Raw genomic sequence first — 16,071 nt, 5'->3', positions numbered from 1 at the left:
CTCGCCAGTGACGCTGGCAGCCCCTCGCGGGCCGGGCCTGCCTCGGCTAACCGGAGGCGCGAACATGACACATGATTCATGTATCATATCCGTTGCGATCCTGTCAAGGGAGGCTGACGGAGAATTCCCCCCTTGACAACGGCGCTTTTCTGACTATCATGATACATGAATCATGTGTCATATGACAAGTGACTCATGATTCACCAGCCGATCACAGCGATCGCCCGCGTGCAGCAGCGCAGCCCAGCGCTCAGTGTGGCTACCAGGCGACGAGGCTGTCACCAGCGGAAGGAGGAAAGCGAGACCATGAGGCTTCTGAAATCGCCGGCCCCAATGGAGCGACGTGGACAGAGCGGCCCCCCTCTGGGCCTGCTCCTCTCGATCTTACTGCTACTGCTCTTAAGTGCCTGCGGCAGTACCAGCGGCGGCAGCAGCGGAGGAAGCGGCTCCAGCGCGCCCGGGGTTAGCGCCGACACCATCACCATCGGAGGAGTACTTGACACCACCGGCCCCATCAAGGTGATCTGCGCTCCCATAGTGCAGGGGGATCAACTTTATTTTAGCCAGGTCAACGCCTCGGGAGGGGTCAACGGGCGCAAAATCAAATTCATCCAGGTCAGCGACAATGGCGACTCCACGCGCACACGCGACGCGGTGCGCCAGCTTGTCGAACAAGACCATGTCTTCGCCATCTTCCAGGTCTGCGGCTCCGGCAATGCCAACGTGGCCGAGAGCTACACGGTCCCGCGTGGCATTCCTTTTATTGACCCCATTGGCGGCGGCTCCAAATACACCGACCAGAACGGCAAAGCCCTGCCCTGGGTCTGGATGACGCAGCCCAACTACGGCGACGAAGGGCACGTCATCGGCTACTATGTCGCCACCACTCTCAAAGCGCGCACCGTAGCCCTCCTCTATGAAGACGACGTCTTGGGCCTGCAACAGAAGAGCACCCTGAGCGAAGCGCTCCAGAAATACGGCAGCAAACTTGTGGCTGCCGTGGGCTACAACGCCACCCAGACCGACTTTGCGGCGGCCTTCCAGACCCTCAAAGCTGCCGCGCCCGACCTGATCGTCCTCAACGGTCTGCCCAGCCCCACGGCGCGTTTCGTTGCCACCGCAGCCGCCCAGGGCTACCGTCCGCGCCTGGGCTACCTGGCCAACTACCCGATGGCTGACAACTCCTGGGCCAAGGTTCTCGGCGCCGCCGGAGAGGGCATCTACGTCAGTGGCTACACCAGCATGGATACGCCCGTTGCGCAGCAATATTTACAAGCCACCCGCAACGATCCTGTTTTCAGCGCCTACAAATTTTACGGCTACATCAACGCCAAGATCATGGTAGATGCCCTGCGCAAGGCCGGCGAGAATCCCACGCGCGCCAGCCTGCGCGCTGCCCTCGACCACGATTTTGTCAACTACGACACCGGCTTCGGGCCAACACTCACCTGGACGCCGGAACGCCACGGCGGCGTGAGCGACTTCATGTTCTTCCAGATCAAGCAGGGGCAGCTCACGCCCGTCAGCCCGTTTATCAAGGCAAGCGCTGTCTGGCCCTAAGCCTCAAGCGCTGCCGACGCGACGAAGCTGCGGACCTGACCGCCCTTCGTCCGTCTCTGCCTTGAGAGACCGAGCGACTAACTGACTGACAGCCCATATCGCGCCTGCTTGCCGCTGGCGCCCGCGCGGTCCTGCTCAGCGTGGGAGGGCCAGCGGCCCGGCGCGGCGGCTGTCAGTGCGCTGGCTGAAGCCTTTGCAAGAGAGGAGGCGCCCTTGTGCTTGCACTGCTCCAGGTGCTGCTATCGGGACTGGTCACCGGCAGCCTCTATGGCCTGTTAGCGCTGGGCATTGTGCTGATCTATCGCACCACCGGCGTGCTCAACTTCGCCTATGGCGCCCTGGCCGCCACAACGACCTGTTTCCTCTACATACTGCTGACGGGGCCGCGCCTGCCCTTCTGGCCGGCCCTGCTGCTGAGCCTGCTCTTTGCCCTGCTGCTCGGGGCCGTCGTTGAGCGAGTCTTTGCGCGCCCGCTGCTGACGGCCCCCATCCTTACCAAGGCGATCGCCACCCTGGCCCTGGCCCTGGTCCTTCAGACCATCGTTGAGGCCCTCTGGCCGCAGCTCACCTCGCCCGTGCACTTCCCGACGCCCTTCGAGGGGCACGCGCTGCGCCTCGGTGGTCTCTACCTCTCGCTGACCGACGGCCTGGCTCTCCTGACGACCGCCCTGCTGCTCGGTGCCTTGCAGCTCTTTCTCCAGCGCACCCGCCTGGGCATCGCCATGCGAGCGACCGCCGATAGTCTCGATGCGGCGCGGCTGATGGGCATCCCGGTCGGGCTGATCTTCTTGCTTGTCTGGATGCTGGCGAGTCTGCTGGCGGCCGTTGCGGGGAGCCTGATCGCCGCCCGGCAGACAGTGATCGATGTCCAGTTCATGGACCCGATAGTGTTGCTGGCCTTTATTGGCGCCGTCCTGGGTGGTCTCGACCGTCTGGCCGGGGCCGTCCTGGGCGGCCTGCTGGTCGGCCTGGCCGATAACGTGCTGGCGCTGCTGCTGGCCGGTCACAACCTGGGAACCCTGGACCTGGGCAATCCGGGTCTGCGTCAGGCCCTGATCTTTGCCGGCTTCGTCCTTTTGCTGCTGCTGCGTCCCCGTGGTCTCTTCGGCGGGGCAGCGCTGCGGCGCGTCTAAGGCCGATGGAGAGGTCTGCCATGAAAAGAAACGCCTTAGCGCTCGGCAACAGCCGACCCGCGTCTCCCACTTCCTCCGGCCCGGCGTCGGGAGGGGAAAGGCGCCCGGCAGGCGACCGTCCGGCCCGCGGCGGCTGGCGCTGGCTGGCGGTGCTGGTCTTGCTTCTGGCGCTGATTGGCCTGCCATTCCTCTTCGATGCTCTCTTTGGCGATGGGGCCGCTTTCCAGCTCCACCGCGTCACCCTGATTCTGATCCTGGCCATTGCTGCCCTGGCACAGAACCTGCTCACAGGCTACGCGGCCCAGCCTTCACTAGGCAACGCGGCTTTTTTCGGCGTCAGCGCCTATCTTCTGGCCTGGCTGAGCGGCGACCTGCAGCAGCCCTACTGGCTGGCGGTGCTGGTCGCTCTCGTGGCCTGTGCCCTGCTGGGCCTGCTCGTCGGCGGGCCGGCTCTGAGCGTTTCCGGGGCCCATCTGGCCATTGCCACCCTGGGCCTGGTCATCCTGACCGGCTCCCTGCTCACCCTCTGGGATACCAGCGCCGGGCGCCAAAGCTACGAACTGACGGCGTTGCCCGCTGTGCTGAGCGACGATCGCAGCCTCTACTATGTAGTGCTGGCGCTGACGGCCCTGATCTTTGTCTGTGCCTTCCACTTGCTGCGCTCGCGAGTAGGGCGCGCCTGGATCGCCCTGCGCGACAGCGAGGTTGCGGCGGCGGCCTGCGGCATCGCCCTGACGCGCTACAAATTGCTGGCGTTCGTGGTCAGTGCCGTGCTGACTGGCCTGGCGGGCGTGCTCTATGCGAGCTGGGGCACAACGGCCACGGCCAGCATGTCCAGCGTCGACCAAACCATTGCCTTCCTGACGATGATAGTTGTCGGCGGCCCCGGCTCGCTGCTCGGTTCGCTCCTGGGAGCTCTCTTCGTGGGCCTGCTCCCCTTGTTGCTGGGCGAGCTGCCCGACCCGCTGACCCTGGGGCCGCTGCAGCTCCCGATTGCCACGCTGACCACCGGTATCTATGGCCTGCTATTGCTGCTGGCCTTGATTAGCTTCCCAGGGGGCCTGAGCGCCTTCCTTAGCGGGCGCTCGCGCTGGCGCTCGCTCGCCTCTGGCCTGGTACGCGAGAAAGGAGGAGAGCCATGAGCGATGAGGCCCAGGCTACGCCGCCACAGACACGGCAAGAGCGCCAGGTACTGCTAAAGGTGCGAGGGCTGAGCGTGCACTTTGGGGGCCTGCTGGCAGTGGCCGGGCTGGACCTGGACATCGTCGAGGGGGAAATTTGGGCGCTGGTCGGTCCCAACGGGGCCGGCAAGACAACGGTCCTCAACTGCATTAGCGGCTTTGTCCGCCCGGCGGCTGGCAGTATCCACTTTGCAGGGCAGGATCTCCTGGCTCTCGGACCGGAGCGGCGCGCGGCCCTGGGGATCGGGCGCACCTTTCAAAATGGGCAGCTCTTCACCAGCATGACTGTTCTGGAGAACCTGCTCATCGGGCGCCATGCCCATCTGCGGGCCGGTTTCTTTCAGGGACTGCTGCCCTTTGGCCCAGCCAGGCGCGAAGATGTCCAGGCCCGCCAGCGCGCGCGTGAAATCCTGGCCTGGCTTGGACTGGAGGCCTATGCCGATCGGATCGTAGCGACGCTGCCGGCGGGCCTGCAAAAGCTGGTCGGCGTTGCGCGCGCTTTGGCGGGTGAGCCGCGCCTGCTCCTCCTGGACGAGCCAGCGGCGGGCGTGCCTGTGCGCGAGGTGGCGACGCTGGTCGAGCATCTGCGACGTTGGTGCACGGACCTCGGTTTGACCCTGCTTTTGATAGAGCATAACATGCACGTGGTTCAGGCGGTGGCGCAGCGCGTCTGCGTGCTCAACTACGGGCGTAAGCTGGCCGAGGGCGAGCCGGCGACTGTGCTGCGTGACCCCGCCGTCCTGGAGGCCTACCTTGGGCGCGAGGAGGAGGCGACCCCTCTGCTGGAGCGGGAGGTGAGCGATCATGCTACGAGTTGAGAACCTGCGCGCCGGCTATGGACCGCTGGAAATCCTGCACGGCGTCTCGCTGGAGGTGCCGGCTGGCGGCCTGGTAGCGCTGCTGGGGGCTAACGGCGCGGGCAAGACGACCCTGATGCGCACCCTCATGGGCCTGCTGCCGACGCGCAGCGGGCGCATCCTCTTCGCTGATCAGGAGGTGCAGCGCGCCAGCATTGAGCGCCGGGTGGGCCTGGGGCTGGCTCTCGTGCCCGAGGGACGCGAGTTGTTCTTATCGCTGAGTGTGCGCGAGAATCTCTTGATGGGGGCCTTCAGACGACGCGAGCGCCGCGCCATCGAGGCCGATATCGAGCGCGTGCTTGCCTACTTCCCGCGCCTCAAGGAGCGGCTGACGCTGCCAGCAGCCAGCCTGAGCGGCGGCGAGGGCCAGATGCTGGCCATCGGGCGCGCCCTCATGGGGCGGCCTCGCCTGCTGCTCATCGACGAACTGTCCCAGGGCCTGGCGCCGGCCATCGTCGAAAGCGTGCTGGCGGTCCTGCTGCGCCTCAATCGCGAGGAGGGCCTGACCATGCTGCTTGTCGAACAGAACGCGCGTAAAGCCCTCAAAGTAGCCAGTCTGGCCTACGTGCTACAGAGCGGCAGGGTGGTCTTGCGGGGCCGACCGGCGGAGCTGGCGACCAGCCCCATCATTCAGCAGCTCTATCTTGGCGGAGAAGCCGGCGCAGAAGCGCTCGACGCTGAGGGAGGCGGGCAGGTGTCCCTGGTGCATGGGAGCACGACTTGGCACAACGAAGCAAGAGAGGAAGGAGAAAAGCACTGATGCAAGGTTTGACAGGCAAAGTGGCGCTGGTGACCGGCGCCGCTTCGGGCATCGGATTGGCTATTGCACGAGACCTGGCCGGGCACGGCGTACGCGTCACGCTGTGTGATGTCAACACGACGCGCGGCGAGGAAGCGGCGGCGACCCTGCCAGACGCGCGCTTTGTGGCGGCCGACTTGACGCGCCAGGCCGACATTGAGCGCCTGGTGGCCGAGACGCTGAGCGCCGAGGGGCGCATCGATATTCTGGTCAACAACGCCGGTTTTCAGCATGTGGCGCCGCTGGAGCAGTTCCCTATCGAAAAATGGCGCCAAATGATCGACCTCATGCTCACTGCTCCCTTTCTGCTGACGCGGGCGGTGCTGCCCGGCATGTATGCACACGGCTGGGGGCGCATCGTCAATATCGCCTCCGTGCACGCGCTGCGGGCCTCAGCCCTCAAGGCGGCCTATGTCAGCGCCAAACACGGTCTGCTTGGACTGACACGCGTGACGGCCCTCGAAGGGGCGCCCCACGGCGTCACCTGCAATGCTGTCTGCCCGTCCTATGTGCGCACGCCGCTCGTTGAGGGCCAGATTCCCGACCTGGCGCGTCAGCACGGCATCCCGGAAGAGCGCGTCGTAGCGGAAGTCATGACGGCGCGCAGCGCTATTCGCCGCCTGCTAGAGCCGGAGGAGGTGGCCCAGTTGGTGAGCTATCTCTGCAGCGATGCGGCGGCGGGGATCACTGGCAGCGCTCAAGTGATCGACTGCGGCTGGACGGCGCAGTAGTCGCGAGAGTGAGAGGCCGCAAGGCGCGACGCGCCGTACGAGCCGGACCGCAGTCGATCAGGGCTGTGGCTCTGCCTGGCCGGCGTCCGGCGCTGACTCTGGCGCCGGCTCGGCCGGAGAAGGGGAGCCTGTCTGGCTGCCGGGGCCAGGCCCCGAGGTAGGAGCCAGGCCGTGGGTAATGAAGTCCATGAGCGTCGCAAAGACCTGCGGAGGGAGCACCTGCTCTGTGGGGCTCTGGTTGCCCTCACTCTGGCCGGCAGTTTCGGCTGCGGGTGCGGCTGACGTTGGGGGTTGGGGCCAGACAATCCAGCGCAGGGCCAGAAAATGGCCGATGCCCATGAGCGCGTAGGCCAGGGTCTCCGGGTCCATCTGACGGATCTCGCCCGCCTCCATTGCGGCGCGCAGGCCGCGCATGTAGCCGCGGCTGATGCTCTGGTAGTATTCCTGGGCGGCCTCGGGGGCCACGCGTTCGGCTTCTTCTACGATGCGGTAGACGCTGCGATGAGCGGCGGCGAAGCGGAAAAAGGCGGCGAAGCCTTGCCGTTCGATCTCCAGGCGATTGCTAAGGCCGGCAGTGGCCGCCGCTGAGGCCTCGCGCAGGCGCCGACCCAGGTCCTTGACCAGCTCCACAAAGATCTCGCGTTTGGTGCGGAAATAGATGTAGAAGGTACCTTGGGCGACGCCAGCGCGCCGCGTGATCTCGGAGATACTGGCCTCATAGTAGCCCTGCTCGCCGAAGACCGCTTCGGCGGCCTCTAAGATCCGTTGGCGCGTGATCTCGCCACGTGAGGGGCCTGAGCTTGAGCTGTCTTTCTCCCTGGTTGGGTGTGCTGCCCCTTCTTTGGTTGAGGGGGAATGGTCGTTTTCCGAGGCAGTAGGCTGAGCTGTTTCGTCCGTCATGCGCTGTTGACTGCTCCTCCTCACTCGTGGTCGTTCTGATGGCTCAACATGATCACAGACTGGACACTGCCTGTCCAGTTCTTTTATCGCTCTTTGCCGTCGCTCTGACGCTTCCTTGCTTGCGAGATGGAGGCGGACAGAGATGGCGGGGACCCGAGCATGAGGGGCCTTGCACGTCCTGGCGGCTTGATTTTCGGCCCGGCCTCGGGTACAGTTAGCGATATGATAGATGATTCACGTATCATATTTTAGCATATCGGTAAAGAGCCTGGGTAGCCGCATCGCAGCTTGCGCCGGGGCGAGCTGCGGGATATCCCCTATGAGGAGGTTCCTGGATGGAGAAGACCTTTCTTGGTCTAGGCGAATGGCTGGAGCGCCGGGCCCAACTGACGCCTGAGAAGATCGGCCTGGTCGATATCGAGAGCGGGGCGCGGCTGAGCTATCGTGTGCTCAACGGGCGCGCGCGAGCGCTGGCGACGCTGCTCAGCGAAGACTACGGCGTTACACCGGGCGCGCGTGTGGCGGTGCTGGCCTACAACGCGCCCGAGTATCTGGATGCGCTCTTTGCTGTGGCGCTGCTCGGGGCCATTCTGGTGCCGCTCAACTGGCGCCTGACGCTGCACGAGCTGCTGACCATCACGCGTGACTGCGAGCCGTGTCTCCTGCTGCACGATGAGGCGCACAGCCAGCGGGCCAGCGAGCTCGTGGCGGCGCTGGCGACGGGGGCCACGGCTGCGGATCTGGCGCCGCGCTTGCTTTCTTTTGCGGCCTTTCCTGGGGATGATCAGCGGCTGGCGCAGCGGGCGCGTTCCTTTCGCAGCGCCGATGGTGAGGAGCCGGTGCTGATCCTCTATACCTCTGGCACCACGGGCATCCCCAAGGGAGCCTTGCTTTCACACCGCATGCTGACCTGGAACGCCATTAATACGCAAATCAGTTGGGGGCTGCGCGACGACGATATCACGCCGACCTTTGCGCCCTTCTTCCACGCCGGCGGTCTCAATGTGCTGACGACTCCCCTCTACCATTGTGGGGGCACGGTCGTTCTGCTGCGCTCCTCCGATCCGGCCCTCATCCTGCGCACAATTGAGAGTGAGCGCTGCACGGTGGTTTTTGCGGTGCCGACGGTCTTTCAAATGCTGCTGGAGCATCCGGCTTTCGCTGCCACTGACCTTTCTTCGCTGCGCTTCTGCGTGACGGGTGGCTCTTCCTGTCCTTTGCCGGTCATTCGGGGCTATGCTGAGCGAGGGGTCCTGCTGCGCCAGGGATATGGCTTGACCGAGGTTGGGGTAAACTGTTTTAGTCTGGCGCCCGAGGATGCGCTACGCAAGGCTGGCTCAGTTGGGCGCCCGGTTTTCCACTCGCGGGCGCGCATTGTTGACGAACAGGATCAAGATGTAGCCCCGGGCGAGGTTGGTGAACTGGTGCTGGCTGGTCCGCATGTGTGCTCCGGCTACTGGCGACGTCCGCAGGAGACGGCGGAGGCCGCGCGCGGAGGCTGGTGGCATACAGGCGATTTGGCGCGCTGCGATGAGGAAGGCTACTACTATATTGTGGGGCGCAAGAAGGATCTGTTTATTTCCGGCGGCGAGAATGTTTATCCTGCCGAAGTAGAGGCGGTGCTGCTCTCCCATCCGGGGGTCGCTGAGGCGGCGGTAATCGGCAGGCCCGACCCGCGCTGGGGCGAGGTCGGGCTTGCGGTCGTGGTGCCGCGTGTGCCCGGCAGCCTACGCGCTGAGGAACTGCTTGCCTTCTGCGGCGAGCGTCTGGCCCGCTACAAGATCCCCAAGCAGATCATCTTTGCGGAGGCATTGCCGCGCAACGCGATGGGCAAAGTCTTGAAAGCGGAGCTGCGAGCGCGCTATGTCCAGGAGGGAGAGCCGTAGGGCCAGCGCGCGCCGCGTCGCTGCGGGCCGGCACCGCTAAGCTGACTGGCGCGTGCTTCATTCAGGACCCGTCTGACTGCGCTGGGGCCGGCTCCTCCGGCTTGCGGCCCCAGGCGGTCAGCATGGTCCAGAGGCCGCAGAAATCTTCCTGTTGCATGTCGGCGATGGCCTGCTCATAGAGCCGCGCAAGTTCGGCCTCGCTGGCCAGGCCCAATTTAAAGTAGAAGGAGCGACCCAGCTCCAGGGTCATGATGGCATCCTTGAAGACGCTCTCATGGGCTGGGGTACCGTATGACCACTCGATGGCGTTGGCCCGCAGACGCACATCCTGGAAGCCGGCCCGACGGAGCAAACGCGCCAGCACTGGGGTCATGCCGCCGTGCCGACCGTCTGGCGAGAAGCTCTGACCGGCCTTCTTGAGGCCTTGTGTAGCCAGGGCCATGAGCTGCTCGAAGGCCAGACTATTGGTCAGCGGTCCCTCGGTCTCGGTCAAGCGGATCGTGCCGCCCGGCTTGAGCAGACGGCGACACTCGGCAAGCAGGCGCGGCCAGGCTGCTGGGAGCATAAAGCTGGCCATGAAGCGCCCATTGATGAGGTCGAACGTGGCGTCAGGGAAGGTCAGGGCCTCCATAATGTTCATGGTCTGGAAGCGCACATTCTTCAGGCCGCGTTCCCTGGCGCGGGCTGTGGCCCGCTCGACGGCGCGCGCGCTGAGGTCGACGCCGACCACCTCGACTGTAGGGAAGGCGGCGGCAACTTCGATGGCCCAGCCGCCGGGGCCGCAGGCCAGATCGAGAACACTGCCCCCATCCGGCAGCGCCAGCCCTTCGGGCAGGAGGCCGCCCATGCCGGCAGTAATCAATTGATCCTGATGGGCCAGGCGCGTCAGCTCGGCCTCGTCCTCAGCGTTGAAAGGGTAGGTGGTGCCGGGCGCGGCTCCCAAAGCGCTGGCTGGCTCTGGCTGACTGGGTACTGCTCTGTCCGTGGCAGGCTGCCCCTGGGTTTCGTGCTCACTCATTGGGGTGGCTCCTCCTTCTGGTGAGAACACTCGAAGAGGTGAGAGGCGCAGCTCACCCGTAGCGGTATGGGAGGGGCGGCTGCGTCGGCACCTGGTTCAGACTCGGGCGGAGAGCGCTGTCCTCTCTTGCTCTCTGCTGTGGTCTGTTGTCGGTCTCGTCAGCGCGCTAGCGCGCTGGGCGCCATGCGCTAACAGCATCAGGATAGCATCGGCCCTGGTGCAGTGCAAGAGAAAAACGGGCTGGTTCTGGCGTTCAGGGCCTGCCTGCGCGCGAACGGAAGAGAGCAGCCAGCAAAGGCAGCCCAGGCGAGAAAGGCAGTGCTATAATAACAAGGGGCTATCCTGTGTGATAGGCGAGGAAAGGAGGCGCCGGATATGGGCGAGCCAACGGAGCTCGGTGGGCGGAGGCGCCGCGTTCAGGTGCCGGTGCGCGAACGTGCCTTACGCGTCGAAGGCCTGGTCGTCATCGATGGCCATCGCGCCTGGCGGCAGGCCCTGGCCGAGCGCTTGCAAGCGGGCGGATACCGGCTACAGCAGACGGCTCACTTTCTTCTGGCGGAGCGTGAACACGAGCCGCGGCGCCTGCTCGTCCATTTTTTCGCTCCCCAGGAACTGGATGCTGATCTTGGGGCCTGGTTCCTGACCGAGCTGCGGCCTGCTGGCTGGCTGGCGGACCCTGAAGATCTGGCCCGTCTATTTGCCGGTGTCATTGGCTCTTGTGACCCGCGGGACCCTACCAGAGCCTGGCGACGCTATGCTGAGAACACGCTCCAGCGCTATCGGGCACTCCTGCGGGCTGGTTCCGCGGCGGGACCCGTCGCCTCCCCTGACGCGAACTCGCCTGTAACCGTCTTTGCCAGCCTCTACCGTCGTGTCTGGACCCTTCTCCAGCAAGAGCCTGCTGGAGCGGCTGGCCGTCTGCTTGATGCTGGCTGCTCCTTTGGCTTTCTCCCTTTGCTCCTGGCCGAGGCCTGCCCTGGTTTGAGGGAGATTGTAGGGCTGGACCTGCGCCCTGACGCCTTTCTCATCGCGCAGCAGCTTGCCGAAGAGCGTGGTTGGCAGCAGATTCGCTTTGTGCAGGCCGATCTGTGTCGAGCCGACCAGGTTGCGGCCCTTGGCCAGTTTGACACAGTAGTAGCCTTGCACGTCCTGGAGCACTTCAGTCCGGCAGAGAGCGAGCAGGTTCTGAGCCATCTGCTGGAGGTAACGCGGCGGCGCCTGATCATCGCCGTCCCTTATGAAGAGCAGCCCGAGCCGGCCTACGGTCATCGCCAGACCTTCTCACCAGCCGCGCTGGAGGAGCTAGGGCGGCGCTGTCTGCAGCGTTGGGGTGAGCGCCAGGGACGCTATTGGTGCGAGGAATGCGCCGGTGGCCTGCTGGTGGTCGAGCGTGGCCACACCAGCGCCGCTTAGAGGAAGCCGCGGCAGCGACGCCAGGCCCAACAGCGGCAGAGGCTGACGCTGTTGACAAGGGGAGTGCCTGGCTTTTACAATACCTCTCAAGGTTGCACGTTGGTGCAAAGATCGGCGTTTGTGCCGAAACGGGCGTGCGAACGATCATTGTTGCTCAGGGAAAGGGCACAACAGTATGACTCAGGAAAGCGATGACATTTATCTCCTGACCGAGGTGGCCAGCCTTTACTATGAAGAGAACTACACGCAGGAGCAGATTGCCAGAATGATCGGCATCTCGCGCTCCGGTGTATCTCGCCTGCTGAGCCGCTCCCGGGAGCTGGGTCTGGTCGACATTCACGTCCATCAGGTGCTGCGTACCTCTGCCGCTCTGCAGGACGAACTGATAGCGCGTTTTGGCCTGCAGGACGCGCAGGTACTGGAGACCGCGGAGGCTGAAGGGGTAGCGCTGGATCGCGTTGGCGCCCTGGCGGCGCGCTATGTTGACCGGCGCATTCAAGAATCGCACGCAGAAGGCAAGCGGCCTATTCGTACGGTTGGCATCTCATGGGGGACCTCGATGCTGGAGATGCTCAAGGCGCTGCGCCCACGGCGGCGCCTGCCGCTCAATGTGGTGCAGCTCATGGGCAGCGTCGACACCTCCAGCCGGCCTGACATCGATGGGCCGGAGATCGCGCGCCGCCTGGCGGATGCCTATGGCGGGCGCTGCTACTACCTGCATGCGCCCTTGCTGGTAGCCGATGCCAGCGTACGCGAAGGCCTGCTCAAGGAGCGCAGCCTGCGTCGCTCGTTCCAAATGATGGAACAGATGGATATGGCGTTAGTAGGTATTGGCGGCGCACGCCCGGAGGCTTCTGGTCTCTTCCGCGCCGGCTATCTGGATGAGGAAGAACTGCAGGTCATCCGCAGTCAGGGGGCTGTGGGCGATATCTGCGGCTGCTACTTTGATATTGAGGGCCGCCTCTGCGCCCACGAGCTGCTCTGTCGCACTGTGACGGTCTCGTTTGAGACGTTGCGCAAGGTGCCGCTGGTGATCGCCGTAGCGGCGGGCGTGGCCAAGAAAGAAGCGATGCTTGGCGCGCTGCGCACTGGGGTAGTGAAGGTCCTGATCACTGACGAACCTGGCGCCCGGGCCCTGCTGCAACTGGCCTCCAGCCAGGAACTGGCTCAGCTCCCCGGCTAGCTTCGTAGCTAGCAAGCAGCATACCATCCGAACAACGACGACAAGACAGCAACAGCTACCGTAGCAAATGGTGCGGGGGACAAGGCTCCCACCGTGCTCACTGACTGGCCCGGCTCGCCGTCCCCCGCGCAGCTTACCTCTCCTCTGGGTTCCTCGGTCCAGACACGACCCGGTCCTTTCTCGCCCGCTTAGGAGGAGGCGGAGGGCGGAAGCGCTTCCTCTGCAAAGTCGCGCTCGATCAGATCGACCAATGCCGCGACGGCCTGCTGCTCATCTTCGCCTTCTGCCGTGATTTCAACCTCGGTGTTCTTCCCCACGGCCAGCGTCAGAATCAAGACGAGGCTTTTGGCGTTAACACTTTTCCCTTTGCTGCTGATGGTGATTTTGCTCTTGAACTGATTGGCCAGCCTGACGAATTGCGCCGCCGGGCGGGCGTGCAGGCCAACCTCGTTGCGCACAATCGTTTTTGCTTGCTGCATGCACCTGTCTCCTTCAATCGGTGTGGAGCACGATGCTCCAGAGGACAGTGTACCACCTCTGGGGCGATCTGTCGCCTCTCTTCTGCCAGGGCCGGAGCAGGGCCCGCGCGGCGCGCAGGTGGCCGCTGCAGGCCGCCCACCGTGCTTGTCGGCAGGGAGTGATCCGGCAGCGGCCTGCGGCACCCGCTCCTGTTGCTGGACGGGGAAAACAGCAGCCCTGGCCACCGCTGTTGCTGACGCGACCGCTCCCTAGAGCAGTAAGTAGGGATTTTCCAGCAGCCGCTTACAGCGCTGCAGAAAACGGCTAGCGGTCGCGCCATCCAGTACGCGGTGATCAGCAGACAGCGAGACCTTCATAATGGGGCGGATCTCCAGGCGGGGTGCCTGCTCTGCCTGGCCGTCCTCGCCGGCTTCGACAACTACGCCACGGCGCGTTACCTTGCCGACGGCGAGAATGGCGCTCTGGCCCGGGGGAATGATGGCATGGAAGGTATCGATACCATACATGCCCAGATTGGAGACCGTGAAGGTGGCCCCGGTGAGGTCGTCGGGGGAGAGCTTGCCGGCGCGAGCGCCGTCGACAAGCCGGCGCAGGTTACGCGCCAGCTCGGGCAGGGTCTGCCGATCGGCGTGGCGAAGGACCGGCGTCAGGAGGGACTGGCCGGTGTCAACGGCCACGCCGATGTGAACGGCGCGCCAGCGCCGAATGACCTCGTGGCCTGGCCCACGGCTGTCATCGAGTGTTGCATTCACCTCGGGGCAGGAGCGCAGTGCAGCGGCCACAGCGCGGATGATGATGGCTGTCAGAGAGGGGGCCTCCTCTCCCTGGGCAACCAGGTCGGTGGCCAGATGGCGACGGCAGCGCTCGGCTTCGCGCATGTCGATCTCCAGGTCGAGGTAGATATGGGGGATAGTAGTGACGCTGGTCAGCATGCGCTGCCCGATCAGGCGCCGCGCCGGCGAGAGCGGGATCACCTCGGCGTCGGTCTCCAGGCTCTCTGCGGGGGTGACCACAGGCGTGGGCGCTGCGGCAGCCTGTGATCGGGAAGCGGCAGCCCCATTGGTCAGGGTCTCTGCCCGGCTCTCCTGACTTTGGCGCGCGGCCAGCGCCGTTTCTACGTCGGCACGCGTCACCTTCTCGCCGCCCTTCTGCTCGGCCAGCGCAGCCAGATCTAGCTGATGCTCATGGGCTATCTTACGAGCGAGCGGCGTGGCTCGCACTGCTGGACCTGACGGCTGCTCTCGTTGGGCCGCCACAAAGGCCAGCACATCGGCGCGCGTCAGGGGCAAGGCGAAGCCGGACTCGGCCACGGCCCGCAAGTCCACACCCTGTAAGGCCGCCTCACGTTTGGCGGCGGGCGTACTGGCGATGCGTCTCTCCTCATGCTCCCTGGGCGCTGGGGGGACTGGAAGCGGCATTGCCGGAGCGGAGGCTGTGGGACCGGAACCGCTGGCTGCTGGCGCTGACGTTGGCGAAGCTGTAGCGATCGCTGCTGTGGTGGCGGCAGCGGCAGCGCTGGCAGCCGGGTCGCGCCCCTCAGCCAGCAGAATGGCCAGAGGGGCACCGACCTCCAGGGTCTCCCCCTCAGCGGCCAGAATCTGCAGGAGCTGACCCGTGCAGGGGGCCTCGACCTCCAGATTGACCTTATCGGTCATCACCTCTACCAGGGGTTCCCCCTTCTCGAAGCGTGCACCCTCGCTGAGAAGCCAGCGCACTACGGTGCCTTCGGTCATCGTCATGCCCAGCTTGGGCATGGTCAGCGTACGTTGCTCGTGCTGCGTCTGCATCGCGCCGTCACCTCTGCCGTAGCCGTGTCTTGTGTGAAGCGATCAAAGGGCCTGCCCGTCTGGCTGCGGGAGCGGGACCAGCTCACAGCGGCCTCCGCTGCAGCAGGCGCCTGGCGGCCTGATAGATATCTTCTTCCTGGGGGGTGGCGCGCCGTTCCAGGGTGCGGTTATAGGGAATAGGCGTCTCGGCCCCGCCCAGGCGCAGAATGGGGGCATCCAGATAATAGAAAGCCTCGCTGGAAGCGATACGCGCCGCGATCTCGCCGCCGAAACCGCCGGTGAGCACGGCCTCATGAACGATCAACACGCGCCCGGTCTTGCGAGCGGAAGCGATCAGTGTCGCCTCATCGAGGGGGCGCAGGGTACGCGGATCGACCACCTCGGCCTCGATACCCTCCTCGGCCAGGCGAGCTGCCGCCGCCAGGGCGCGCGGCACCATAATCGAGAGAGCGATAATCGTCAGATCCTTGCCAGGGCGCTTGACCTCGGCCTGTCCGAGCGGGACCGTCCACTCACCGCGGGGGACCGGTCCTTTGTGGCGGTAGAGCAGCTTATGCTCAAGGAAAATCACCGGGTTGGGGTCGCGGATAGCCGAGAGGAGCAGCCCCTTGGCGTCGGCGGGCGTTGAGGGGAGAACGACCTTGAGGCCGGGCACGTGGGCGAACCAGGCTTCCAGGCTCTGCGAGTGCTGGGCCGCGGCGCCGGTGCCGGAGCCGAGGGGGGCGCGGAAGACCACCGGCACCTGAGCCTTGCCGCCGAACATAAAGCGCAACTTAGCCCCCTGGTTCACGATCTGGTCCATGCCAAGGGCCATGAAGTCGCTGAATTGGAATTCGGCCACCGGGCGCATGCCGGTGAGAGCGGCGCCGATGGCGCAGCCGGCTAGAGCTGCCTCTGAGATAGGCGTATCGCGTACGCGCTCCTCGCCGAATTCCTCGACGAGGCCATAGGTCACGCCGAAGGCTCCGCCGTAGATGCCGATATCCTCGCCCATCAAGAAGACGCGCGGGTCGCGGCGCATCTCTTCGCGCAGGGCCTCGCGAATGGCCTCGGCATAGGTCATCTCCTGGACCTGGTCGTGGGCCGCCGCTGGTGGCTGGGCTGGGCCAGTGGCGACGGTTGTCGGGAGAGACGAAGGACCGC

The 16,071-nt window shown here is 65.0% G+C and carries 14 protein-coding genes; 9 read left to right on the top strand and 5 right to left on the bottom strand.

Features of this window, described 5'->3' with window-relative positions:
• Positions 1 to 306 precede the first annotated feature (306 nt).
• The 6 genes from AC6H1L_RS06295 (at position 307) to AC6H1L_RS06270 (ending at position 6,261) form a co-directional block, all read left to right on the top strand.
• On the top strand, positions 307 to 1,560 hold the full coding sequence (locus tag AC6H1L_RS06295) for an ABC transporter substrate-binding protein (protein ID WP_497600676.1): 1,254 nt from the start codon (positions 307 to 309) through the stop codon (positions 1,558 to 1,560).
• A 215-nt stretch (positions 1,561 to 1,775) separates the two neighbouring features.
• On the top strand, positions 1,776 to 2,693 hold the full coding sequence (locus AC6H1L_RS06290; protein ID WP_497600675.1) for a branched-chain amino acid ABC transporter permease: 918 nt from the start codon (positions 1,776 to 1,778) through the stop codon (positions 2,691 to 2,693).
• Positions 2,694 to 2,713: 20 nt separating this feature from the next.
• Entirely contained in the window at positions 2,714 to 3,835 is a 1,122-nt protein-coding gene (locus AC6H1L_RS06285) for a branched-chain amino acid ABC transporter permease (RefSeq protein WP_497600674.1), read from the top strand.
• Positions 3,832 to 4,692: an ABC transporter ATP-binding protein gene (locus AC6H1L_RS06280; RefSeq protein ID WP_497600673.1), complete on the top strand. Its 861-nt coding sequence runs from the start codon at positions 3,832 to 3,834 to the stop codon at positions 4,690 to 4,692. Before AC6H1L_RS06285 ends, AC6H1L_RS06280 begins: the two co-directional genes overlap by 4 nt.
• On the top strand, positions 4,679 to 5,491 hold the full coding sequence (locus AC6H1L_RS06275; protein ID WP_497600672.1) for an ABC transporter ATP-binding protein: 813 nt from the start codon (positions 4,679 to 4,681) through the stop codon (positions 5,489 to 5,491). Before AC6H1L_RS06280 ends, AC6H1L_RS06275 begins: the two co-directional genes overlap by 14 nt.
• Entirely contained in the window at positions 5,491 to 6,261 is a 771-nt protein-coding gene (locus AC6H1L_RS06270; protein ID WP_497600671.1) for a 3-hydroxybutyrate dehydrogenase, read from the top strand. The genes AC6H1L_RS06275 and AC6H1L_RS06270 overlap by 1 nt, the downstream gene beginning before the upstream one ends.
• A 57-nt stretch (positions 6,262 to 6,318) precedes the next feature.
• Here AC6H1L_RS06270 and AC6H1L_RS06265 read toward each other — a convergent pair whose 3' ends face one another.
• Positions 6,319 to 7,161 carry a TetR/AcrR family transcriptional regulator gene (locus tag AC6H1L_RS06265; RefSeq protein ID WP_497600670.1) on the bottom strand — a complete coding sequence of 281 codons (843 nt, stop codon included), beginning with the start codon at positions 7,159 to 7,161 and terminating at the stop codon, positions 6,319 to 6,321.
• 335 nt (positions 7,162 to 7,496) lie between these two features.
• Between AC6H1L_RS06265 and AC6H1L_RS06260 the strand changes: the two genes are divergently transcribed.
• Positions 7,497 to 9,047 carry an acyl-CoA synthetase gene (locus AC6H1L_RS06260; protein WP_497600669.1) on the top strand — a complete coding sequence of 517 codons (1,551 nt, stop codon included), beginning with the start codon at positions 7,497 to 7,499 and terminating at the stop codon, positions 9,045 to 9,047.
• 61 nt (positions 9,048 to 9,108) lie between these two features.
• Here AC6H1L_RS06260 and AC6H1L_RS06255 read toward each other — a convergent pair whose 3' ends face one another.
• The gene (locus tag AC6H1L_RS06255; protein WP_497600668.1) at positions 9,109 to 10,065 is read right to left on the bottom strand and encodes a class I SAM-dependent methyltransferase; all 957 of its coding nucleotides are present in this window, start codon (positions 10,063 to 10,065) and stop codon (positions 9,109 to 9,111) included.
• A gap of 375 nt (positions 10,066 to 10,440) precedes the next feature.
• Between AC6H1L_RS06255 and AC6H1L_RS06250 the strand changes: the two genes are divergently transcribed.
• Both AC6H1L_RS06250 and AC6H1L_RS06245 read left to right on the top strand, forming a co-directional pair.
• Positions 10,441 to 11,478 carry a methyltransferase domain-containing protein gene (locus AC6H1L_RS06250; protein ID WP_497600667.1) on the top strand — a complete coding sequence of 346 codons (1,038 nt, stop codon included), beginning with the start codon at positions 10,441 to 10,443 and terminating at the stop codon, positions 11,476 to 11,478.
• A 175-nt stretch (positions 11,479 to 11,653) separates the two neighbouring features.
• Positions 11,654 to 12,661, top strand: a complete 1,008-nt coding sequence (locus AC6H1L_RS06245) for a sugar-binding transcriptional regulator (RefSeq protein WP_497600666.1) — start codon at positions 11,654 to 11,656, stop codon at positions 12,659 to 12,661.
• A 188-nt stretch (positions 12,662 to 12,849) separates the two neighbouring features.
• Here the strand turns inward: AC6H1L_RS06245 and AC6H1L_RS06240 are convergent, their stop codons facing one another.
• From AC6H1L_RS06240 to AC6H1L_RS06230, 3 genes are all read right to left on the bottom strand, one after another.
• Positions 12,850 to 13,140 (bottom strand): HPr family phosphocarrier protein, encoded by a 291-nt coding sequence (locus AC6H1L_RS06240; RefSeq protein ID WP_297160322.1) that lies wholly within the window; start codon positions 13,138 to 13,140, stop codon positions 12,850 to 12,852.
• Positions 13,141 to 13,389: 249 nt separating this feature from the next.
• Positions 13,390 to 14,928: a dihydrolipoamide acetyltransferase family protein gene (locus AC6H1L_RS06235; RefSeq protein ID WP_497600665.1), complete on the bottom strand. Its 1,539-nt coding sequence runs from the start codon at positions 14,926 to 14,928 to the stop codon at positions 13,390 to 13,392.
• A gap of 82 nt (positions 14,929 to 15,010) precedes the next feature.
• Positions 15,011 to 15,991 (bottom strand): alpha-ketoacid dehydrogenase subunit beta, encoded by a 981-nt coding sequence (locus AC6H1L_RS06230; RefSeq protein WP_497601517.1) that lies wholly within the window; start codon positions 15,989 to 15,991, stop codon positions 15,011 to 15,013.
• Between the last annotated feature and the right edge of the window lie 80 nt (positions 15,992 to 16,071).

It is taken from the genome of Thermogemmatispora argillosa (genome assembly GCF_059696725.1).
Note: the sequence above shows the minus strand (reverse complement) of the source record. Positions and strands in the feature narration are given on the sequence as shown.